The sequence below is a fragment of the Streptomyces sp. NPDC048191 genome, assembly GCF_040652655.1.
GTDB lineage: Bacteria > Actinomycetota > Actinomycetes > Streptomycetales > Streptomycetaceae > Streptomyces.
The window spans coordinates 34,619-54,149 of the sequence record NZ_JBEZMO010000022.1 but is presented as its reverse complement, the minus strand read 5'-3'; the positions used below and the strand labels follow the sequence as shown (position 1 = coordinate 54,149).

The window sequence follows — 19,531 nt, the reverse complement described above, 5'->3', positions numbered from 1 at the left end:
GGCCGGGGTCCGCACCCACCTCCCGGACCCCGGCCCCGCCCCTTTCGTTCGGCGGCACGGGCGGCCCCGCGGCCGATAGCGTGAGCCCATGTACGCCACGCGAGTCTCCCGGCGCGTGCAAGCGCCCCCGCATGCCGTCTACCGGGCCCTGACCGACGCCGCCGCGATCGCGGCCTGGCGCGTCCCGGCCGGCATGACCGCCCGCGTCCACACCTTCGACGCCCGGGAGGGCGGCACCTTCCGGGTCTCCCTCACCTACGACGACGCCTCGGCCGCCGGCAAGTCGGGCGGGCACACGGACACCTACCACGGGCATTTCGCGAGGCTCGTGCCGGACACCCTGGTCGTGGAGGTGTTCGCGTTCGAGACGGACGACGACGCCGTGCGCGAGACCATGACCATGACGACCACGCTCACCGCGGCCGACGGTGGCGGCACGGACGTGGAGATCCTGCACGAGGGCGTCCCCGACGGCATCCCCCGCGAGGACAACGAACTCGGTACCCGGATGGCCCTGGAGAACCTCGCCCGGTTCGTCGAGCGAGCGGACCCCCGCCGGCCTGCCGAGGCGGAATGACCGAAAGGGCGCGGAAACGCGTCCGGAATTCGGCACAACCTTCCGGCGGCCTCATGTTCTGCGAATCGAGTGGGAAAAAAGCCGGGGGAAGCGGAACCGGCGCGAGGGAAATGAGGTCTTAAGGTCCGTCGACGGCCGGGATCAGCCTGGTCGTTACGTAACGGGGGGAATGGGACGTATGTCCATCCGTAGTCGCAAGACCCTGCTCAGCGCCGTGGCCCTCACCGGAGGCCTCACTCTGGCCGCCGTGGCGCCCGCCCTCGCCGGGACCACCGCCGGCCACACCACGCGCGCGGCCGCCGTGTCCTCCGCCCAGGGCGACCCGCGCAACGTCACCCAGCACGTGGCCGACTTCTACGGCTCCTACATCGACGCCGTCTGGGCGACCGACGACAAGTCCGCCGGCGACGCCGCCAAGGCGCTGCGCGCCTTCTACCTCTCCGCCGCCGCCCAGAAGAAGGTCGCCGCCTTCGAGAAGAAGGAGCACGCCGACGGCATCCTCTTCGCGCAGAACGTGCCGGTGAAGTGGAAGGTGACCTACACCGGCTCCGGCGCCGGCCACGCCACCAGCCGGGTCACCCTCACCTGGGGCGACGGGCCGCACGCCGAGGTCAGCAGGATCGACGTGCAGTCCGACCTGAAGACCCTGAAGATCACCGACCTCAAGTCGGTCCGCTGACGGGGGGCGTGCGGTCCCGCCCCGCCCCCACTCGGGGCGGGGCTCACGCCTGCCCTGACGCACCGTGCGTCGTTGAACGAGCGTTCGAGCGGGCGAGCGCGAGGCCCTAGCGGTGCTCGGCGGTGGCCGTGGCCTGCCGTACGGCGTCACGACCGTGGTGACGGCGCCGCTCGACGGGCGTGCGATGCAGGGCGATGAGCGCGGCGTCGTCGCCCAGCCGGCCGCCGACATGCGCGAGCAGGTCGCGCCGGATGTGGTGCATCAGCGCCTCGGGACTGTCGTCCGTCCACCGTGCGACGCGGTCCGCCAGCGGGTAGAACCGGCCCTGCGCGTCCCGGGCCTCCACCACGCCGTCGGTGTAGAGCAGCAGCGTGTCACCGGGCTCGAAGGAGAACACGTCCAGGGTGTGCTCGGCACCCGCGTGCACCCCGAGGGGCGGCGAGGGGTGCAGACTCGGGACCGTGACGGCGTGACCGGGGCTCAGCAGCAGCGGCGGCGGATGGCCGGAGCTGGTCATCCGGGTGATCGGATCGCGGTCCGGGATCTCCACCAGCAGCGCCGTGGCGAACCGTTCGCCCGCCTCCTCCTCCGGCTCCAGATCGGCCGAGTACCGGGTGACGCTCTGCTCCAGCGTGTCGACCAGGTGCGCCAGCGACCCGTGCCGGTGTGCGCTCTCCCGGAAGGCACTGAGCAGCAGCGCGGCCTCGCCGATCGCGGGCAGGCCCTTGCCGCGGACGTCGCCGATCAGGACGCGTACCGCGCCCTCGCACAGCGTCGCCGCGTACAGGTCGCCGCCGATCTGTGCCTCGTCCTCGGCGGCCAGGTAGAGGGACGCGATCCGCAGCGGGCCGATCTGCTCGGGCAGCGGCCACATCAGTACGTGCTGCGCCGCCTCGGCGACCGTGCGGACCTGGGCCAGCTGGGCCCGGTGGCGCTCGCGCAGGGCGCTGTAGACGACCAGGATCACCGAGAGCACCGCGAGAGTGATGATCTGCACCACGTGGTTGGAGGTACCGATCCCGCCGTGGGTGAAGCCGATCAGGATCTGCGCGGCCAGTGCCAGCACACCGACGGCGGCCGTGGCCCGGGTCCCGGCGAAGGAGAGGGTGATCGCGGGCGCGATCACCAGGGCCGGGCCGAGGTGGACGTTGAGGGGTGTCTGCATGTCCACCACGGTGATCACCACGATGAGCACGACCGGGAGTAGCAGCAGAGCGTGTGTCGACTGCCATGGCCGCCGCGGGAGCGCCCTGAGCCGGGGTCTCATTCCTACAGCGTGCTCCCGGGCCGGACACGACGCACGTCAGTACGGCCGCGGCCCGGCTCCGCCGCATCCACCGCGGCAAGCTCAGCCCGGGACACCGGTGTGTTGATCATGCCGGCATGGGACGGCGCAGCCCCGCCCAGGCGCTCGCCGTGTCGCCGCGGAAGCGCGGGCCGGGGGGCCCGTGCCGTGGTTACGCCGGGACATGGCGCCGCTGCGGTGCACGGGCGTTCGCGGTGCCGTGGCGGACGTGCGGGGCGGAAGACGGGTTTCGTGGCATGCCGGGGTGTGCCGCCCAATCCGCGCCCAGGCGCTCGCCGTGCCGCTGCGGAAGTGCGGGCCGGGGCACCCGTACCGTGGTTACGCCGGGGAGGCCGTGCGCGGGCGTTCGCCGTGGGGCGGCGGACGTGCGGGCCGGGGCTTCCTGATCGCGCCGGGGCATGGCGCCGCCGCCGTGCACGGGTGTTCGCGGTGCTGTGGCGGACGTGCGGGGCGGGAGGCCGGTGCCGTGATCATGCCGGGGTGTGCCGCCCAAGCCGCCCCCAGGCGGTCACCGTGTCGCCGCGGAAGTGCGGGCCGGGGCACCCGTGTCGTGGTTACGCCGGGCCATGGCGGCGCGGCTGCGCACAGGCGGTCGCCGTCGGTTCCGGCCCAGGTCGTGGTGGGCCGGGCAGGTGCGTGAGCGCCAGGCCGCGCGCCGTGTCGCTGACCTCGCGCCGGGTACCCGTACGGCTCCCGGAGCCGCACCGGCCGGTCCGGGAGTGGAGCGTGCCGTGAACGGAGACGCCATGACGCACAACGGGGAGGACACCGCGCCCCTGAGGCGACCGGAGGTCACCGAACTCCGTCTCGCCGCGGACGGCCCGGACCGGTCCACCACGCCCGCACCCGGCCAGGCGGAGCTGCCGCAGGACCGCAGCCAGGCCATCCTGGAGGCCGCCAAGGAGATCGGCGCCCTGCTCAAACGGGCCGGCCACCCCTTCGCGCTCGCCGGCAGCGTGGCCGTGTACGCCCACGGCGGGAGCCGCTATCTCCAGCACGACGCCGACTTCTGCGTGTTGCGCGACGACGCCGAGGCGGTGGCCGCCACCCTGCGCGAGGCCGGCCTGCCCGTCCGCACCCCGCCCGAGGACTGGCTGCTGAAGACCACCTGTCAGGGGCAGAACGTCGACATCATCTTCGCTCTCGCGCATCAGCCCGTGACCAAGGACATGCTCGAGCGCGCTCCCGTCCTGCCGGTCGACTCGGTGCTGATGCCCGTCCTGTCCGCGACCGACCTGATCCACAGCCTGATCAGCGCCTTCTCGGAGCACTACTGCGACTTCGGTGCCGTCCTGCCGGTGGCCCGCGCCGTCCGCGAGAAGGTCGACTGGGACGAGGTCCGGGCGGCGGGCGGGGACCAGCCCATGCCCGCCGCCTTCCTCTTCCTCCTCGAACGGCTGAACGTGATCGACCCCCAGGAGGGGCAGCCATGACCGACACCAGCCCGCCGCCACCCCCGGCGGCCGGCAACCTGGACTACCGCGTCGCCCACCTCGCCGAGCGCCTGGCCGCCGGGGAGTGCGGGGAACTCGGCGTACGGCTGGAACTGCGCGGCGACGCCGTCCTGCTGACCGGTACCGTGCCGTCCACCCGGTGCCGGGACGACATCCTGCACCTGGCCCGCGAGGAACTGACGGGGCATCCTGTCCACTGCGACATCCTGGTCGCCGGAACCTCCTCGCCCGACCACGGAGAGGACCTGACATGATCCGCATCGCGGCCGTCGGGGACATCCACATGGGCCCCGAGAGCCAGGGCACGCTGCGCCCGTCGTTCGAGACGCTGCACGAGTGCGCGGACGTCCTGCTCCTCGCCGGCGACCTCACCCGGCACGGCACCACCGAGGAGGCCGCTGTCGTCGCACGGGAGATCAAGGACCTAGGGGTGCCGGTCGTGGCGGTTCTTGGCAACCACGACCACCACGACGAGCGTCCCGGGGAGGTCGCCGCGATCCTGCGGGACGCGGGGGCCCACGTCCTGGAGGGCCAGTCCGCCGTCGTCGGCGCCGACGGGGCACGGATCGGGGTCGCCGGCACGAAGGGCTTCGGCGGCGGTTTCGTCGGACGGTGCGCCGGGGAGTTCGGCGAGCCGCTGATGAAGGAGTTCGTCCGCTACAGCCGCCGGTGCGCCGACGGCCTGCACACCGCCCTGAAGGACCTCGCCGACCAGGACTGCGACGCGCGGATCGCCCTCACCCACTTCTCGCCCGTGCCGGACACCCTGGCCGGGGAGCCGCCGGAGATCTATCCGTTCCTCGGCAGCTATCTCCTCGCCGAGGCGATCGACACCGCCGGCGCCGACCTCGCCGTGCACGGCCACGCCCACGCCGGCACCGAGCACGGCATGACCAGCGGCGGCGTCCGTGTGCGGAACGTGGCCCAGCCGGTCATCGGCCAGGCGTTCCACGTCTACAACCTGCCGGCCCGCGGGGAGCAGGCGCCGGCGTGAGCGCCGCCCCGGCCGGGCCGACACGGCCGGACGAGCGTCGAGTCCCCGTGCCGGCACCCCGCCCGCGGCCCGCCTCCGCGTGCCGGGGGAGGAGCCCGGCCGCGGCTCGGCAGCGTCCCGGAGGAGGTCCCCATGCGTGATGAGCAGCGCGGGCGTACGGCGGCGCCGGGCCCCCGGTCGCGCTTCGGTGTGCCCGGTCACCGCTCGCCGCCCACCGGCACCGAACCGGCCACGGCCCGCAGCGCGTTGCGGCTGCGGCAACTGCTGTCCGCCGTCTTCCTGCCGCTGTTCGCGGCGGCGACCGCCGGGTTCGCGCTCTGGGCCGCGCGGCAGGGCCCCGGCGACAGCCCGGGCAGCGGCCCACTGACCGCGCTCGCGGTGGTGTGCGGTGTGCTCACGCTGGCCGCGGCGCTGGATCTCGTGGTGGTGACGGGGCGCAGACGGCGGGAGCGGGCCGCGGACACCTCCCGGCCCGGCTCCCGGCGCTGAGCCTCAGTACAGGCGCGTGAGCAGTTCCAGCACCTCCCGCTGCTGAGGCGGCCACGGCGCGTTCTTCGTCACCGCGTGCGCGCCCGCCGCGACGGTGGCAGTAGAGCCCGGTCGGCGCCCAGCAGGCGCAGCGGCCGCTTGACGTCCGGTGCCCCGGCCAGCTCCGACCCTGCTGTGGACGGTGCTGACCTTCCTCACCGAGATCGCGGGCAGGACGATCACGGGCGAGCGGCTGCCCGCCGACTTCCCGACCCGGGTGGGCGGTTGGCAGGCCCTGTCCCTCTACGTCTGCTACACGCCCCTGCTCCTGTGGGGTCCCCTCCTCGGAGCACTGACGGTCGCCTATGCGAGACGCCGTGACCGCGGCGCCCCGCTCAGCGATTGACGGCCCGCATCCCGGCCTCGTCGTACCGCTCACCCGCCGCGGACGGCAGCTCCGCGTCGATGCGGGCCAGGTCCTCCTTGGTCAGCTCGATGCCGACCGCGCCGGCGTTCTGCTCCAGGTAGGTGCGCCGCTTGGTGCCCGGGATCGGCACCAGGTCCTCGCCCTGGGCCAGCACCCAGGCGATGGCCAGCTGGGCCGGCGTCACGTCCTTCTCGGCGGCGATCTCCTTGACCTTGGCCGCCAGCCGCAGGTTCGCCTCCAGGTTGGCGTCCGTGAAGCGCGGGTTGTTGCGGCGGAAGTCGTTCTCGTCCAGCTCGTCCGGGGAACTGAACCGGCCCGCGAGGAAGCCGCGGCCGAGCGGGGAGTACGGCACGAAGCCGATGCCCAGCTCCCGGCAGACGGGCAGCACCTCGGCCTCCACGTCCCGCGTCCACAACGAGTACTCGGTCTGCACGGCCGTGACCGGGTGCACCGCATGCGCCCTGCGGATGGTCTCCGCGCTCGCCTCGCTCAGCCCGATGTGCCGCACCTTGCCCTCGGCGACCAGCTCGCCCAGCGCGCCGACCGTCTCCTCGATGGGTACGTTCGGGTCGACGCGGTGCTGGTAGTACAGGTCGATGTGGTCGGTGCCCAGCCGCTGCAGCGAGCCGTGGACCGAGCTGCGCACGTGCTCCGCGGAGCCGTCCTGCCGGCCGATCGTGCTCATGTCGCCCGGCACGGCGTCGTCCATCCGGTAGTTGAACTTCGTCGCGATCACATAGTCGTCGCGGTGCCCCCGGATCGCCTCGCCGACCAGGGACTCATTGGTGAGGGGGCCGTACACCTGGGCGGTGTCGAGGAAGGTGACTCCCAGCTCGCGGGCGCGTCGGATCGTGGCGACGCCCTCGTCCTGGTCGGCGGAGCCGTAGAAGGCGGACATCCCCATGCATCCGAGGCCGATGGCCGATACCTGGAGGTCCCGCAGACTGCGCTTCTGCATGTGGTGTCCCAGCCTTTCCTGCACACTCGGTGTGGTCGCTCCGTGCGGCACGCGGAGAAGGCCCTCAGCTGCCGTACGTCTGCGACGCTACGAGTTGGAGCGCTCTCCAAGTCAAGCAACGCTCCGGGCCGGGATCAGGAATCCAGCCTGACCGGCAGCTCGTACAGGTCGTTCTGGGTGACCACCGTCTTGGTGCGCAGTTCCGTCGCCGGCACCGGCAGGTTTTCCCGATCACCGCGGACCAGTCCGCCTCGCCGGGGAACACGGAGCGGTCACACCCGTGCGTCTGCCGTCAAGAGGACGGCTCGCGCACTCCGGTCCCGGGCACCCCGCCGAGCTGCAACAGGAGCCTGTACTGGAGGACGGATCCGAGGGGGTGGAGGTTGCCTTCCCGGCCCGGATTCCGCCGCTGTGGACCTGTGGGTCTTCCCACACCCGCGTGCCTCGGCAATGGATCTTGACGCCCGCCCCCCGGCTCGCTGAACTGTCACCGATCGGGTCTCACCACCACAGAGGCCCACACCGGGGGAGGGACCGGGCGCATGTCGGAACGACAGCAGCGCGACCAGCGGCTGATCGGCGCGTTCCAGACCGCGGGCGGCGCTTCCGGCTGAGGCGCCGGTGCCGGGCCCCGCGCGCGGGGTGGGAGACCGGGCAAGATCCGTACATCTCTACGATGGCGACCTGAACGGGCGGATGACGGGAAAACGCCCTGTGACCGGAATACCGGACGCGGGGTGAAGGGGGCGATAGACATGACGGGGGAGCGAAGGCGATGGGCTGCCGTGTCTCATGACGACTGAGGGGCGCGTCGACCGGTGCCGCGTGCTGCTCGCACGGGCGGCCCGTTTCACGGGGCGCACGCTGAGGGGCGAGTGGCACGCCATCGTTGTCGAGCCGGTGCGGCGGCTGGCGCGGCGCGGACTGTCCGGACTGCTGCTGGCGTCCGTCGCCGCGTTCGGCGTCATCTTCTTCCACGCGATCGCCCAGCACCCGCTCGGCGCGGTGTGGGTGACGCGGCTCGGCGGCGTCAGGGCCGACCTCCCGCTGTGGCTGTCGCTGCTGCGCACGCCCGTGTCGTTGTACGTCCCCGCCCTCGATCTGCCGGTCTGGGCGGGCATCACCCAGCTGTTCCTCGCCTTCGCCTGGGCCGAACTGGCTCTGGGCCGGGCCCGGACACTGGCGATCTCCTACGCCACCACCGTGGCCGGCACGCTCACCGCCCGCATGATGATCGCGGCGGGTCCCGGCTGGTGCGGCTTCGGGCTGCCGCACGCGTACGGGCAGGTACTGGACACCGGACCGTCCGCGGCCGTGGTCGGCCTGTTCACCTACCTCTCGGTGATCAAGCGTGCGCCCGTGGTGTTCACCCTGACCGGCGGCTCGATGGTGTGGGAGTCCGTCGCCGTCCCCAACCTGGCCGGCCGAGAACACCTGATCGCGGTGGGCTCGGCGATCGTCCTCGGTCTCCTGCACGGCCACGGCGCACGACTGCGGGCACGCCTGGGGTCCCTGCTGCTCGTCCGGAAGGGCGGGCCCGAGCCGGGCGGGACGACGGCCACCCCCTCGCCCACCGGCCCGGAGGCCACCGCTCCCGCGCCGCCCCGTGCCGTGCCCGCTCCGGCGACCGCCGAGCGTTCGCCCGCCGAGCGCGCGACGGACACGGCGATGACGTCCCTGGAGTGCTGATCCGCCGCGTCCGCGTGTGGCGCCGACCACCCCGTCGGTGTGATGGTTTTCGCACGTGGACACGCGCGGCCACCCCCTAAGGTGGCCCGCGAGGTACGGCAGGGCGTGGCAGACACCATGGTGTTCGTCGCCGGCAGGCAGCTGAAGGGAATCCAGGATGTTCCGCAAGGTGCTGGTCGCCAACCGTGGCGAGATCGCGATCCGCGCGTTCCGGGCGGGCTACGAGCTCGGCGCGCGCACCGTCGCCGTGTTCCCGCACGAGGACCGCAACTCGCTGCACCGACTGAAGGCCGACGAGGCGTACGAGATCGGGGAGCCGGGGCACCCGGTGCGTGCCTACCTCTCCGTCGAGGAGATCGTGGGCGCCGCCCGCCGGGCCGGCGCCGATGCCGTCTACCCGGGCTACGGCTTCCTCTCCGAGAACCCGGAACTGGCCCGCGCCTGCGAGGAGGCGGGCATCACCTTCGTCGGCCCGAGCGCGGCCACCCTGGAGCTGACCGGCAACAAGGCCCGCGCGGTCGCCGCCGCCCGCGCCGCCGGCGTGCCCGTGCTCGGCTCCTCCCAGCCGTCCAACGATGTCGACGAACTGGTGCGCGCCGCCGAGGACATCGGCTTCCCCGTCTTCGTCAAGGCCGTCGCGGGCGGCGGCGGGCGCGGCATGCGCCGCGTGGAGGACGCCGCCCTGCTGCGCGAGTCCATCGAGGCCGCCTCCCGCGAGGCCGACGCCGCGTTCGGCGACCCGACCGTCTTCCTGGAGAAGGCCGTCGTCGACCCGCGCCACATCGAGGTGCAGATCCTCGCCGACGGCGAGGGCAACGTCATCCACCTCTACGAGCGCGACTGCTCGCTCCAGCGCCGCCACCAGAAGGTCATCGAGCTGGCCCCCGCCCCCAACCTCGACCCCGAGGTACGGGCGCGGATCTGCGACGACGCGGTGCGCTTCGCCCGCGAGATCGGCTACCGCAACGCCGGCACCGTCGAGTTCCTCCTCGACCCCGCCGGCAACCACGTCTTCATCGAGATGAACCCGCGCATCCAGGTCGAGCACACCGTGACCGAGGAGGTCACGGACGTCGACCTGGTCCAGGCCCAGCTGCGCATCGCCTCCGGCGAGACCCTCGCCGACCTCGGCCTCGCCCAGGACACCATCACCCTGCGCGGCGCCGCCCTGCAGTGCCGTATCACCACCGAGGACCCCGCCAACGGCTTCCGCCCGGACACCGGCCGGATCAGCGCGTACCGCTCCCCGGGCGGCTCCGGCATCCGCCTGGACGGCGGAACCACCCACGCCGGTACGGAGATCAGCGCGCACTTCGACTCGATGCTGGTCAAACTCACCTGCCGGGGCCGGGACTTCAGGGCCGCCGTGGGCCGCGCCCGGCGTGCCGTGGCCGAGTTCCGCATCCGGGGCGTGGCCACCAACATCCCGTTCCTGCAGGCCGTGTTGGACGACCCCGACTTCCAGGCGGGCCGGGTCACCACCTCCTTCATCGAGCAGCGCCCGCACCTGCTCACGTCCCGCTCCTCCGCGGACCGCGGCACCAAGCTGCTCACCTACCTCGCCGACGTGACGGTCAACAAGCCGCACGGCGAACGCCCCGACCTGCTCGACCCCGTCACCAAGCTGCCGCCGCTGCCGGCCGGCGAGCCCCCGGCCGGCTCCCACCAGCTGCTGGTCGACCTCGGCCCCGAGGGCTTCGCCCGCAGGCTGCGCGAGTCGCCGACCATCGGCGTCACCGACACCACCTTCCGCGACGCCCACCAGTCCCTGCTCGCGACCCGCGTGCGCAGCAAGGACCTGCTCGCCGTCGCCCCGGTCGTCGCCCGCACCCTGCCGCAGCTGCTCTCCCTGGAGTGCTGGGGCGGCGCGACGTACGACGTGGCGCTGCGCTTCCTCGCCGAGGACCCCTGGGAGCGGCTCGCCGCCCTGCGCGAGGCCGTGCCCAACATCTGTCTGCAGATGCTGCTGCGCGGCCGCAACACCGTCGGCTACACGCCGTACCCGACCGAGGTGACCGACGCGTTCGTGCAGGAGGCCGCCGCCACCGGCATCGACATCTTCCGCATCTTCGACGCCCTCAACGACGTCGGCCAGATGCGCCCCGCCATCGAGGCCGTGCGCGAGACCGGCACCGCGATCGCCGAGGTCGCCCTCTGCTACACGGCCGACCTCAACGATCCGTCGGAGCGGCTCTACACCCTCGACTACTACCTGCGCCTGGCCGAGCAGATCGTCGAGGCCGGCGCCCATGTCCTCGCGGTCAAGGACATGGCCGGACTGCTGCGTGCCCCGGCCGCGGCCAAGCTCGTCTCCGCGCTGCGCCGCGAGTTCGACCTGCCCGTGCACCTGCACACGCACGACACGGCGGGCGGCCAGCTGGCCACCTACCTCGCCGCGATCCAGGCGGGCGCCGACGCGGTGGACGGCGCGGTCGCCTCCATGGCCGGTACGACCTCCCAGCCCTCCCTGTCGGCGCTGGTGGCCGCCACCGACCACTCCGACCGCCCCACCGGCCTCGACCTGCAGGCCGTCGGCGACCTGGAGCCGTACTGGGAGGGCGTCCGCAAGATCTACGCGCCCTTCGAGGCGGGCCTCGCCTCCCCGACCGGCCGGGTCTACCACCACGAGATCCCCGGCGGCCAGCTGTCCAACCTGCGCACCCAGGCCGTCGCCCTCGGCCTCGGCGACCGTTTCGAGGACATCGAGGCGATGTACGCCGCCGCCGACCGCATCCTCGGCCGCCTGGTCAAGGTCACCCCGTCCTCCAAGGTGGTCGGCGACCTCGCCCTGCACCTCGTCGGCGCCGGCGTCTCCCCGAAGGACTTCGAGGAGACGCCCGACAGGTTCGACATCCCGGACTCGGTGATCGGCTTCCTGCGCGGCGAGCTGGGCACCCCGCCCGGCGGCTGGCCCGAGCCGTTCCGCACCAAGGCCCTGAACGGCCGGGCCGCGGCCAAGCCCGCGCCGGACCTGTCCGCCGAGGACCGCGAGGGCTTGGCCAAGGACCCCCGCGCCACCCTCAACCGGCTGCTGTTCCCCGGCCCGACGCGGGAGTTCGACACCCACCGGCAGGCCTTCGGTGACACCAGCGTCCTGGACAGCAAGGCGTTCTTCTACGGACTGCGTCCCGCCAAGGAGTACGCCGTCGACCTGGAGCCGGGCGTCCGGCTGCTGATCGAGTTGCAGGCGATCGGTGAGGCGGACGAGCGGGGCATGCGCACGGTGATGTCCACGCTCAACGGACAGTTGCGGCCCATCCAGGTCCGCGACCGGGCCGCGGCCTCGGACGTGCCGGTGACGGAGAAGGCCGACCGCGCCAACCCCGGCCATGTGGCGGCGCCGTTCGCCGGTGTGGTGACCCTGGCGGTGACCGAGGGCGACGAGGTCGCCGCCGGCGCCACCGTCGCGACCATCGAGGCGATGAAGATGGAGGCCACCATCACCGCGCCGAAGGCGGGCCGGGTGTCACGGCTGGCCATCAACCGCATCCAGCAGGTGGAGGGCGGCGACCTGCTGGTCGAACTCGACTGACATGCCAAGCGCCTGACGCCCCGTGGGCCGCGGCCGGGATCCGGCCGCGGCCCACGCATCCGCGCGCACGGCCCCAGCCGACCGTCGAGACGCCGCCGGAGCCGTGCGAGCAGCGCGGCGGGGCGTCAGTTCCAGAGCGGGTAGGTCATGACCTGCTGGAAGCCCTCGGGCCGGGCGTCTTCGTAGGTGAGGCTCATCCGGGTGTAGTGCTGCACGCCCGGGTTCTTCTTCCACGGCCTGGGCTCGTCGAGCCGGACGGTCACGGGGTAGCCGTGGAACCGGCCGGCCGCGCAGTTCGGCTTGCAGTCGTTGACCAGGTTCACGCCCGTGGCCGTCGCCTCGTCCGGGCTCCACTGCGACCAGCGGAGCCCGGCGAGGCGGCTGTTGCCGTCGCCGCAGGCCAGGATGAAGTCGGCCGGGCGCACGTTCTGGCGCCAGAAGCAGTCGACGAGGACGGGGCGCGGCGTATCGGCCTTGGCGGCCGTGGCCGGCGGATTCGCCGAGGCCGTGGTCATGGCCGCCGTCAGAAGGGCGCCTGCCGCAAGGGTGACCGCCGTACCCATCACTGATCCGCGCATGGTCGCTCCCACCCGTCGTGCTGTGTCCGACCGCGTTCACTCGACGCTACGACCGTACGGCCGATTGCACCAGTCGCGCAGGTCGGGGCGCGTGTCAGCCGTGTTTGACGGTCAGGCCGTAGAACGCGACGCGGGCACCGTTGGTGGTGCTGTCCGAGGAGGACTGGTTGTACGAGCCCGCCTTGAAGTACTGCTTGTACTGCTGGAAGGACGACGGGATGGCGTAGTGGGTGGTGCTGCCGTTGACCGTCAGGTCGATGGTGTTCCCGCCGGAGACGGCGATGGTGTAGCTCCAGGTCTTCCCGATCGACACATGTCCCACGGTGTGCGCGGTCTGCCCGCCGGACGGCGAGTTCTCCGTGCCGAGGACGATGTCGCCGTTGGCGTGGTAATACAGCTCCAGCAGGGGCTTGGTGGAGGAGCCGCCGCTGCCGAGGTGGATCTGCCCGACGCACACGTTCTTCGTCACCGAGACCACCCGCAGGGTCGCGCTCATCCTGTGCGAGCCGGACAGCGCCCAGTCGGCGGCGCTGCCGTCGCGGTTCATCTCGCGCAGCTCGGAGCGGGCGTAGTTCGAGTTCGGCGTGGTGACGCCCTTCTCCGGGGCCCAGAAGGTCATGGCCCCGTCGCGGGTGTCGGTGTAGAAGTACGCGTCCTGGTAGCCGTTCGCTCCCTGGAGCCGGGACGACGGGATCGTGGTCGGGCTGCCGGGGGAGCCCACGGGCTCCTGGAGCTCCCAGACGGACAGGTCGAAGTTGCCGCCGGGGGCGACGTGCGGGTCCGCGGCGAGCGCGCTGGGGCTGCCGAGGAGGGCGAGCGCGAGGGCGAGGCCCGCGGTGGTCGGCACCGCGAGGAGCCGGACTCGGGTCATGGGGGGTCCCTTCGTCGGACCGGATGCGTTCAACATTCTGAACGCTGAACGCATCCTTGGTCGCTGGTGACCCGAGAAGCTAGAGGTCTGAACCAAACACGTCAAGAGGTTCAGCAGGCGCCCTCGTCCTGCCACGGCCCCCATTCCGAGGCGCCGGGCACCTCGTTCTGGGTCCACCACTTGGCCTTCCAGTTGTGCCGGCCGTACGAGACCTCGTTGCCGGCCGTGTACACCGAAGAGGCGCTCCAGGCGGTCTTGCAGGAGGTGGGCGTGGGTGTCGGGGTCGGCGTGGTGGTCGGTGGCGTGACGCCCGCGAACTTCACCGAGTACTTGGCGAAGTCCCAGGAGTTCTGGGCCACGCTGGAACAGGTGCCGGACGTGCGGCCGCCGTTGTCCGGCGGGTTGCACTGGCGGTCGCGGTTCAGGGACCAGAACGTGAACCGGTCCATGTTGTGGCTGGTCGCGTAGTCCAGCACGGTCTGGAAGTCGGCCTGGGTGAAGATCTCGCCCGTGTCGCTGCGGCCGTTCATGCCGGAGAAGCCCTCGTGGGCGTACGCGGTCGCCTGGTCCCAGCCGAAGGTCGACTGCAGGATCGAGTTGAAGTTGGTCAGCGCGCTGGTCTGGCTCGCCGCGCCGTTGAAGCCGCCGTCGAACGGCATGATGGAGAAGTTGTTCGGCGTGAAGCCCTGCGACTTGGCCTCCAGCAGCATCTGCTTGCCGAACCAGCCGGTGCCGTCCGCGGTGCCGGCCGTCGTCACGGAGACGTACAGCCCCGGGTTGTTCTGCTGGAGGATCTTGGCCGCGCCGATCTCGTTCTTGACGGCCGCGGTGTTCTCGTACTCCGGCTCCTCCAGGTCGAAGTCGATGGCGTGCAGCCCGTACTTGGTGATGACCTGCTGGTAGGCCGCCGCCGTGGCGGCGGCGTCCGCGCACGCCTGGCCGAGCTTCGTGCCGCCGTAGCCGCCGATGGAGACCGACACGTCACCGCCCTTGGCGCGGATCGTGCTGATCATCGACTGGACGGCCGTGTCCGAGGAGACGGACGCGGTGCCGCCCCAAGTGGGCGAACAGCCGCCCCCGTTGGGGGCGAGGATGAAGGCCAGCTGGAAGGCCTTGAGTCCGGTCGCGTCCATGATGGCGGACGGGTCCGGCGGGTCGTTGTCCAGCGGCATCAGATAGGGGGCCGCCGCGTACCAGCGATTGCCGAGCGCGGTGGTCGCGCCCGAGGCGTTGCTCGCGACGAGCGCGGTGGTGCCCGCGGCGGCGAGCGTGACGGCGGCCGCCGCGCCCAGGCATGCCCGAAGACGTCTCACTGCGTGCCTCCAGAGGGTGGGGGTGGGGAGGTCCCCAGAGCAGGGGAGCCCCACCCTCCGGGAGCTGTCGCGCTCGCGTCAACAAGTTGGACTAGACCAACCCGTGCTTTGGACTAGACCATACGATTCCTTTACCTCCCGTCGACCAGGCGCAGGGTGAAGCCCCGGTCCAGTGACAGGCGTGGCGTGGCGACGGTCGTGACGTGCGTGCCGGGGTCGTACGACCAGGCGGAGGCGGGCAGTTGGCGGCCGTCGAGGAGAACCCGCCGGGGCGCCGTGCCGCCGTGCACGGTGAACCGGTAGGAACGGCCGTCCACCTTGCCGGCGTACTCGCCCCTGCTCGCCCCCACCGACGCGACCGTCCCGTCGCCGTCGGCGTGCACGGAGACCCGCTGGGTGGCGGCCGCGCCACGGGCGAAGTCGCGGGTCACCCCGTCGTCCTCGTACAGGGTGTAGCGACTCGTGCCATGGGCAGCCGGATACAGGTCCCAGTCCAGCTCGTGCCGGTCCCGGGTCTGCCAACTCGTCGTCCCCTCCGGCCACATCGGCACGATCGCACCCTCGCGCACGAACAGCGGGAGCGTGTCGAGCGGCGCGTGGTAGCCGTTGACCGTGGTCGGACCCCGGTAGGTGCGGCCGGTCCAGTAGTCGGTCCAGGTGCCCTTCGGGAGGCGGATCCCGTCGCGGGTGTCGGAGTCCTCGTACACTGGGGCGACGAGGAAGTCCGGGCCCGAAAGGAACTCGTACTTCGCCTGGTCCGTGAGCGTCCCCGGGTCGTCCGGGTACTCCAGCCACAGCGGACGCACCGCGCCGACACCGGTCTTCGCCGCTTCGGCGGACAGGGTGTACATGTACGGCAGCAGCCGCTCCTTCAGCTGCAGGTACTTGCGGTTGACGGAGGTGTACGGCTCGCCGTCGAGCCAGGGCTGCTGGTCGGCCGGCTTCTTGGTGGTGATGTCGGTCGCCCAGCCGTCCATGGTCATGATGGCCGGCAGGAACGCCTTCCACTGCAGGTCCCGGGCGTACATCTTGGCGTCGTGGCGGTAGATGCTGCCCACGTCACCGGTGTTGTAGGCGATGCCGGAGAGGGTCGCGCCGGCGTAGGTCGGGATCTGCCAGCGGATGTAGTCCCAGGACAGCTTCTGGTCGCCGCTCCACAGCACCCCGCAGCGCTGGGCGCCCGCCCAGGACACCGGCAGCCACACGAAACCGCGCGCGTCGCTGTTGTCCTCGATCCCCTTCTTGGCCGCGTCGCACGCGTCCAGCGCGAACCTGTAGCCGTTGCCGACCCAGGCCACGTCCAGCTTGGCCACCCGCTGGCCCGCCTTGACCTGGTCGGCCAGCTTGTCGATGCCGTCCTGGGTCCACAGGCCGAGCTGGGCATGGTGGTCCCGCAGGCCCGCGGCGGTCTGCTCCAGGTTCTCGTAGCCGCAGCCGTAGCCGTCGTTGACCAGCATCCAGCCGAGCGGCATCCGGTGCTGGGTGTACCCGTCAGCGATCTTCAGCGCGTCCAGGGTGTGCCGCTCGCCGCGGTTGGCGTTGTGCAGGTAGCAGTCGGAGTCACCGGGTTCGAGTCCGTACACCGGAGGCATGAACGGCTTGCCCACCAGTGCCGTGTACTTGCCGATGACCTGCTTGGCGTCACCGAGGAAGTAGTAGGCGTCCAGGCGCCGCTCCTGCTGGCCGGTGGTCACCGGCGAGCCGAAGGTGTACACGCCCGGGGCGAAGGTGTTGCGGAAGGCGCCGTAGCCCGCGCTGGAGAGGTAGAAGGGCTGGGAGTTGTTGTAACCGCCCTCGTCCCAGTCGAAGCTGTTGGACACGTACATGGTCTGCCCGCGGTGCGAGAAACTGCCGTTCTGCTCGCCGCCGCCGAAGAACTGCTCGTCCGCGCCCCGCTGGAGACTCTGCCGCATCCCGCCGGTCGACCAGCGCAGCGGCTTGTCCTCCTGCCAGATCCGGGTGCGGTTGTCGGGCTTGTACAACCCGAAGCGCAGCGGGCTCTTGTACACACGCAGGACGGCCCGCGGGGAGCGGATGCCGTAGTAGTCGCCCGCGTCGAAGGACGAGGTGTGCCGCTCCCGTGCGGGCTGCTCGCGCACGATCGCCGTGCCCGCCGGATCGCTCAGCGAGCCGGACGGGTCGGCCTGCAGCCGCAGTTGGCCCCCGGTCAGGAAATCCGCGCGCGCCGTGAGCTGTCCCGCCTTGACGGTGTAACTGCCGTCGCCACCGGAGAAGGACGTGAGATCGCCGGCGTCCGTGGTCGCGGGCAGGTACGCGGTGCCCGTGAAGGAGTCGTCGTGCACGTCGTACGGCACGACGACCACGTGGTACGTCCCCGACGCCCGCGGGATCACGGTGGCCTCCGGGTCGGCGGTGCCCGCGCTGGACGCCACCTGTTTGCCGTGGTCGTCGAAGACGTACAGGTCGAAGTCGTCCGAGGGCTTCTCCCACCTGACCGACAGGGGCACGCCTCCCTCGGGGTTGTCGTCCCAGTATTCGTCCGGTACCGAGACGGTCAGGTCGAAGCGGTCGCAGACCTTGTCGTCCGGGTCCGTCGCGGCGTCCGGGCAGCTCTCGGTGCCGCCGCCGGTGCCTTTGGCGTAGACCGGGCTCTGCCAGCTGACGCTGCCGTGAGCGGGGTCCAGTACGGCGCCGGAGGCGGTGGCGGCGGCCCGGGCGGGCGCCGGGACGGCGAGCGCGGTTCCCGCCAGGGCGGTCGCCAGCGCCAGCGGTACCCAGGCGGGCCACGGCACACGGTGTCGCAGTCTTCGCGGTCTTTGCACGGCGGAACAGCTCCCCTCGCAGCACTGCGGACTGACTGTTCTTGCGGATAATGCTCGTACGCGCTCGAAATTGGCTTCAATCGAGCAACTTCACGCACGAAGACTCGGGGCTGGTACAGGTTCATGTCAAGGGCGCGGCTCCCGGACGCGGTGTCACGGCCAACTGCCGGGGGCGAGCGGGTCGGAGAGGCCGGCGCGGTGGAGGAACTCCGCGCGGATGCGGTCGGCGACGGCGGGGTCGGTGCCGCGAGCGGCTGGTCCAGCTCCACCGGCAGGGAGTTGTGGCGCTCGTCGCGGACGACCGCGCACCGGGCGTCGGTGGGCGTGTCCGGGCGGCCGGGGCGCCCCGGAGGGCCGGACGGCCACTCCCGCCGGGCCGCGGCGGCCGGCTGCCGCCGGGCCCGCTGCGGGAGCCGGAGCGGCAGACTTGTCACGATGTCGGCAGACCCGTGGCGGATCATCCGCCGCCTGAGGCACCCTTGACAGTGTGCGTACGGTTTCGCGACGTTTGAGACGTCGCGCGGGGAGGGGATTTCTGCGCACATCGGAACCAGCGGCAGGACGCGCTCTGCGCGTCATGGGGGGAGCGGTCGCCCATGCGATCCATGAGCCACGATCCATACGCCTCACCGGCCTGTGCCGCCTCGGGCACACCGTTCGCGGAGCCTGCGGAAGGACGGTCGAACTGAGGTGGACATCACCATCCACAGACCCGGCGAGCTCACGCCCGAGCTGCGCGGGGCCTGGCACCGTGCGATGGACGAGTCGCCCGAGTACTCCAATCCTTTCCTGGCACCGGAGTTCGCGATCGGCGTCGGCCGGTACCGCCGGGGGGTCCGGGTGGCGGTCCTGCGCGAGGGCGGGGAGCCCGCCGGGTTCTTCCCCTACGAGCGGGGGCCGTTCGGCACCGGGCGGGCCGTCGGGCTCGGACTGTCCGACTGCCAGGCCCTGGTGCACCGGCCCGGGGTCACCTGGAACGCCGGGGAACTGCTGCGGGCCTGCGGACTCAGCATCTTCGAGTTCGACCATCTCGTCCAGGAGCAGCGGCCGTTCGCCCCCCATGTCACCGGCACCTTCGCCTCACCCGTGATCGATGTGAAGCCCGGCGACGGCGGCTATCCGGACTGGCTGCGCGGGACCTACCCCGGGCTGGCCAAGACCACGCTGAAGAAGGAACGGCGGCTCGCCCGGGACATCGGGGAGGTGCGCTTCGAGTTCGACGAGCGCGACCCGCAGGTGCTGCGCACGCTGATGCGCTGGAAGTCGGCGCAGTACCGCAGGACCGGCCGCATGGACCGGTTCTCCCGGCCCTGGATCGTGGGCCTGGTCGACCACCTCTTCCGAGTCCGCGAGGAGCACTTCACCGGAGTGCTGTCGGTGCTGTACGCGGGCGACCGCCCGGTCGCGGCCCACTTCGGCCCCCGCTCGAGCACGGTGCTGGCGGCCTGGTTCACCGCGTACGACCCCGAACTGCACTACTACTCACCCGGGTTGATGATGCACCTGCGCACCGCCGAGGCGGCCGCACGGCACGGGGTGACCCTCGTGGACCTCGGACGGGGCGACAAGGAGTACAAGGACTGGCTCAAGACCCGCGAGCTGCGGGTCGCCGAGGGCTTCGCGGCCCGCCGGCACCCGGTCGCGCTGACCCACCGGCTGTGGCGCAGGCCGGTGCGGGGGCTGCGGAACACGGTCAACGCCCATCCACAGCTGCGCGAGCCGGCCGACCGGCTGCTGAAGACGATGGGCAGGATGCGCAGTCAGGGCGTGGCGGCTTCCCCGGACACCCCGAGGATCCACCTCCCGGAGCGGTAGTTACTGGCAGGTTCCCGTCAAAATTTCGCCAAGCGGCGGACGTTTTCGCGCCGACGTGATCAGGTCTCCTGTGTCAGCAGTGTCGCT

General features: G+C 71.8%; 16 protein-coding genes. 10 read left to right on the top strand and 6 right to left on the bottom strand.

Annotated elements, in window-relative coordinates; genetic code table 11:
- The first annotated feature begins 88 nt into the window (after positions 1–88).
- Positions 89–577, top strand: coding sequence for an SRPBCC domain-containing protein (locus tag AB0D93_RS29455; RefSeq protein WP_362125514.1), 489 nt, complete (start codon positions 89–91; stop codon positions 575–577).
- Positions 578–755: 178 nt separating this feature from the next.
- Positions 756–1,256 (top strand): hypothetical protein, encoded by a 501-nt coding sequence (locus AB0D93_RS29450; protein ID WP_362125512.1) that lies wholly within the window; start codon positions 756–758, stop codon positions 1,254–1,256.
- A gap of 106 nt (positions 1,257–1,362) precedes the next feature.
- Here the strand turns inward: AB0D93_RS29450 and AB0D93_RS29445 are convergent, their stop codons facing one another.
- Positions 1,363–2,523, bottom strand: a complete 1,161-nt coding sequence (locus AB0D93_RS29445) for a PP2C family protein-serine/threonine phosphatase (RefSeq protein WP_362125509.1) — start codon at positions 2,521–2,523, stop codon at positions 1,363–1,365.
- Between the two features lie 785 nt (positions 2,524–3,308).
- On the opposite strand from AB0D93_RS29445, the gene AB0D93_RS29440 reads away from it, so the two are divergent.
- The 5 genes from AB0D93_RS29440 to AB0D93_RS29420 all read left to right on the top strand — a co-directional run bounded on the left by AB0D93_RS29440 (position 3,309) and on the right by AB0D93_RS29420 (position 5,884).
- Positions 3,309–3,995 carry a hypothetical protein gene (locus tag AB0D93_RS29440; RefSeq protein ID WP_362125506.1) on the top strand — a complete coding sequence of 229 codons (687 nt, stop codon included), beginning with the start codon at positions 3,309–3,311 and terminating at the stop codon, positions 3,993–3,995.
- Complete coding sequence (locus AB0D93_RS29435; protein ID WP_362125503.1) at positions 3,992–4,270, top strand: hypothetical protein; 279 nt, start codon at positions 3,992–3,994, stop codon at positions 4,268–4,270. Before AB0D93_RS29440 ends, AB0D93_RS29435 begins: the two co-directional genes overlap by 4 nt.
- The gene (locus AB0D93_RS29430; RefSeq protein WP_362125500.1) at positions 4,267–5,010 is read left to right on the top strand and encodes a metallophosphoesterase; all 744 of its coding nucleotides are present in this window, start codon (positions 4,267–4,269) and stop codon (positions 5,008–5,010) included. The genes AB0D93_RS29435 and AB0D93_RS29430 overlap by 4 nt, the downstream gene beginning before the upstream one ends.
- 132 nt (positions 5,011–5,142) lie before the next feature.
- A complete protein-coding gene (locus AB0D93_RS29425) occupies positions 5,143–5,499 on the top strand; it encodes a DUF6343 family protein (protein WP_362125498.1) in 357 nt (118 codons plus the stop codon).
- Between the two features lie 148 nt (positions 5,500–5,647).
- A complete protein-coding gene (locus AB0D93_RS29420; RefSeq protein WP_362125495.1) occupies positions 5,648–5,884 on the top strand; it encodes a hypothetical protein in 237 nt (78 codons plus the stop codon).
- Here AB0D93_RS29420 and AB0D93_RS29415 read toward each other — a convergent pair.
- A complete protein-coding gene (locus tag AB0D93_RS29415; RefSeq protein ID WP_362125492.1) occupies positions 5,874–6,863 on the bottom strand; it encodes an aldo/keto reductase in 990 nt (329 codons plus the stop codon). The two genes, AB0D93_RS29420 and AB0D93_RS29415, sit on opposite strands and share 11 nt — an antisense overlap.
- Before the next feature lie 792 nt (positions 6,864–7,655).
- On the opposite strand from AB0D93_RS29415, the gene AB0D93_RS29410 reads away from it, so the two are divergent.
- Together AB0D93_RS29410 and AB0D93_RS29405 are read left to right on the top strand one after the other, a co-directional pair.
- The gene (locus tag AB0D93_RS29410; RefSeq protein WP_362125489.1) at positions 7,656–8,552 is read left to right on the top strand and encodes a hypothetical protein; all 897 of its coding nucleotides are present in this window, start codon (positions 7,656–7,658) and stop codon (positions 8,550–8,552) included.
- Between the two features lie 157 nt (positions 8,553–8,709).
- Positions 8,710–12,084: a pyruvate carboxylase gene (locus AB0D93_RS29405; protein WP_362125486.1), complete on the top strand. Its 3,375-nt coding sequence runs from the start codon at positions 8,710–8,712 to the stop codon at positions 12,082–12,084.
- A gap of 125 nt (positions 12,085–12,209) precedes the next feature.
- On the opposite strand, the gene AB0D93_RS29400 is transcribed toward AB0D93_RS29405, so the two are convergent.
- The 4 genes from AB0D93_RS29400 to AB0D93_RS29385 form a co-directional block, all read right to left on the bottom strand.
- Positions 12,210–12,662 carry a hypothetical protein gene (locus AB0D93_RS29400; RefSeq protein ID WP_362125483.1) on the bottom strand — a complete coding sequence of 151 codons (453 nt, stop codon included), beginning with the start codon at positions 12,660–12,662 and terminating at the stop codon, positions 12,210–12,212.
- 94 nt (positions 12,663–12,756) lie between these two features.
- Complete coding sequence (locus tag AB0D93_RS29395) at positions 12,757–13,533, bottom strand: polysaccharide lyase family 7 protein (protein WP_362125480.1); 777 nt, start codon at positions 13,531–13,533, stop codon at positions 12,757–12,759.
- Positions 13,534–13,643: 110 nt separating this feature from the next.
- Positions 13,644–14,846, bottom strand: a complete 1,203-nt coding sequence (locus tag AB0D93_RS29390) for a carbohydrate-binding protein (protein ID WP_362125477.1) — start codon at positions 14,844–14,846, stop codon at positions 13,644–13,646.
- 131 nt (positions 14,847–14,977) lie between these two features.
- The gene (locus AB0D93_RS29385) at positions 14,978–17,599 is read right to left on the bottom strand and encodes a TIM-barrel domain-containing protein (RefSeq protein ID WP_362125474.1); all 2,622 of its coding nucleotides are present in this window, start codon (positions 17,597–17,599) and stop codon (positions 14,978–14,980) included.
- Between the two features lie 720 nt (positions 17,600–18,319).
- On the opposite strand from AB0D93_RS29385, the gene AB0D93_RS29380 reads away from it, so the two are divergent.
- Positions 18,320–19,444 carry a GNAT family N-acetyltransferase gene (locus tag AB0D93_RS29380; protein ID WP_362125471.1) on the top strand — a complete coding sequence of 375 codons (1,125 nt, stop codon included), beginning with the start codon at positions 18,320–18,322 and terminating at the stop codon, positions 19,442–19,444.
- Positions 19,445–19,531: the final 87 nt, after the last annotated feature.

Bases quoted from the DNA above. Each gene is read 5' to 3' on its own strand.
- AB0D93_RS29455 (WP_362125514.1), top strand. From the start codon at position 89: ATGTACGCCACGCGAGTCTCCCGGCGCGTGCAAGCGCCCCCGCATGCC.
- AB0D93_RS29450 (WP_362125512.1), top strand. From the start codon at position 756: ATGTCCATCCGTAGTCGCAAGACCCTGCTCAGCGCCGTGGCCCTCACC.
- AB0D93_RS29445 (WP_362125509.1), bottom strand. From the start codon at position 2,523: ATGAGACCCCGGCTCAGGGCGCTCCCGCGGCGGCCATGGCAGTCGACA.
- AB0D93_RS29440 (WP_362125506.1), top strand. From the start codon at position 3,309: ATGACGCACAACGGGGAGGACACCGCGCCCCTGAGGCGACCGGAGGTC.
- AB0D93_RS29435 (WP_362125503.1), top strand. From the start codon at position 3,992: ATGACCGACACCAGCCCGCCGCCACCCCCGGCGGCCGGCAACCTGGAC.
- AB0D93_RS29430 (WP_362125500.1), top strand. From the start codon at position 4,267: ATGATCCGCATCGCGGCCGTCGGGGACATCCACATGGGCCCCGAGAGC.
- AB0D93_RS29425 (WP_362125498.1), top strand. From the start codon at position 5,143: ATGCGTGATGAGCAGCGCGGGCGTACGGCGGCGCCGGGCCCCCGGTCG.
- AB0D93_RS29415 (WP_362125492.1), bottom strand. From the start codon at position 6,863: ATGCAGAAGCGCAGTCTGCGGGACCTCCAGGTATCGGCCATCGGCCTC.
- AB0D93_RS29410 (WP_362125489.1), top strand. From the start codon at position 7,656: ATGACGACTGAGGGGCGCGTCGACCGGTGCCGCGTGCTGCTCGCACGG.
- AB0D93_RS29405 (WP_362125486.1), top strand. From the start codon at position 8,710: ATGTTCCGCAAGGTGCTGGTCGCCAACCGTGGCGAGATCGCGATCCGC.
- AB0D93_RS29400 (WP_362125483.1), bottom strand. From the start codon at position 12,662: ATGCGCGGATCAGTGATGGGTACGGCGGTCACCCTTGCGGCAGGCGCC.
- AB0D93_RS29395 (WP_362125480.1), bottom strand. From the start codon at position 13,533: ATGACCCGAGTCCGGCTCCTCGCGGTGCCGACCACCGCGGGCCTCGCC.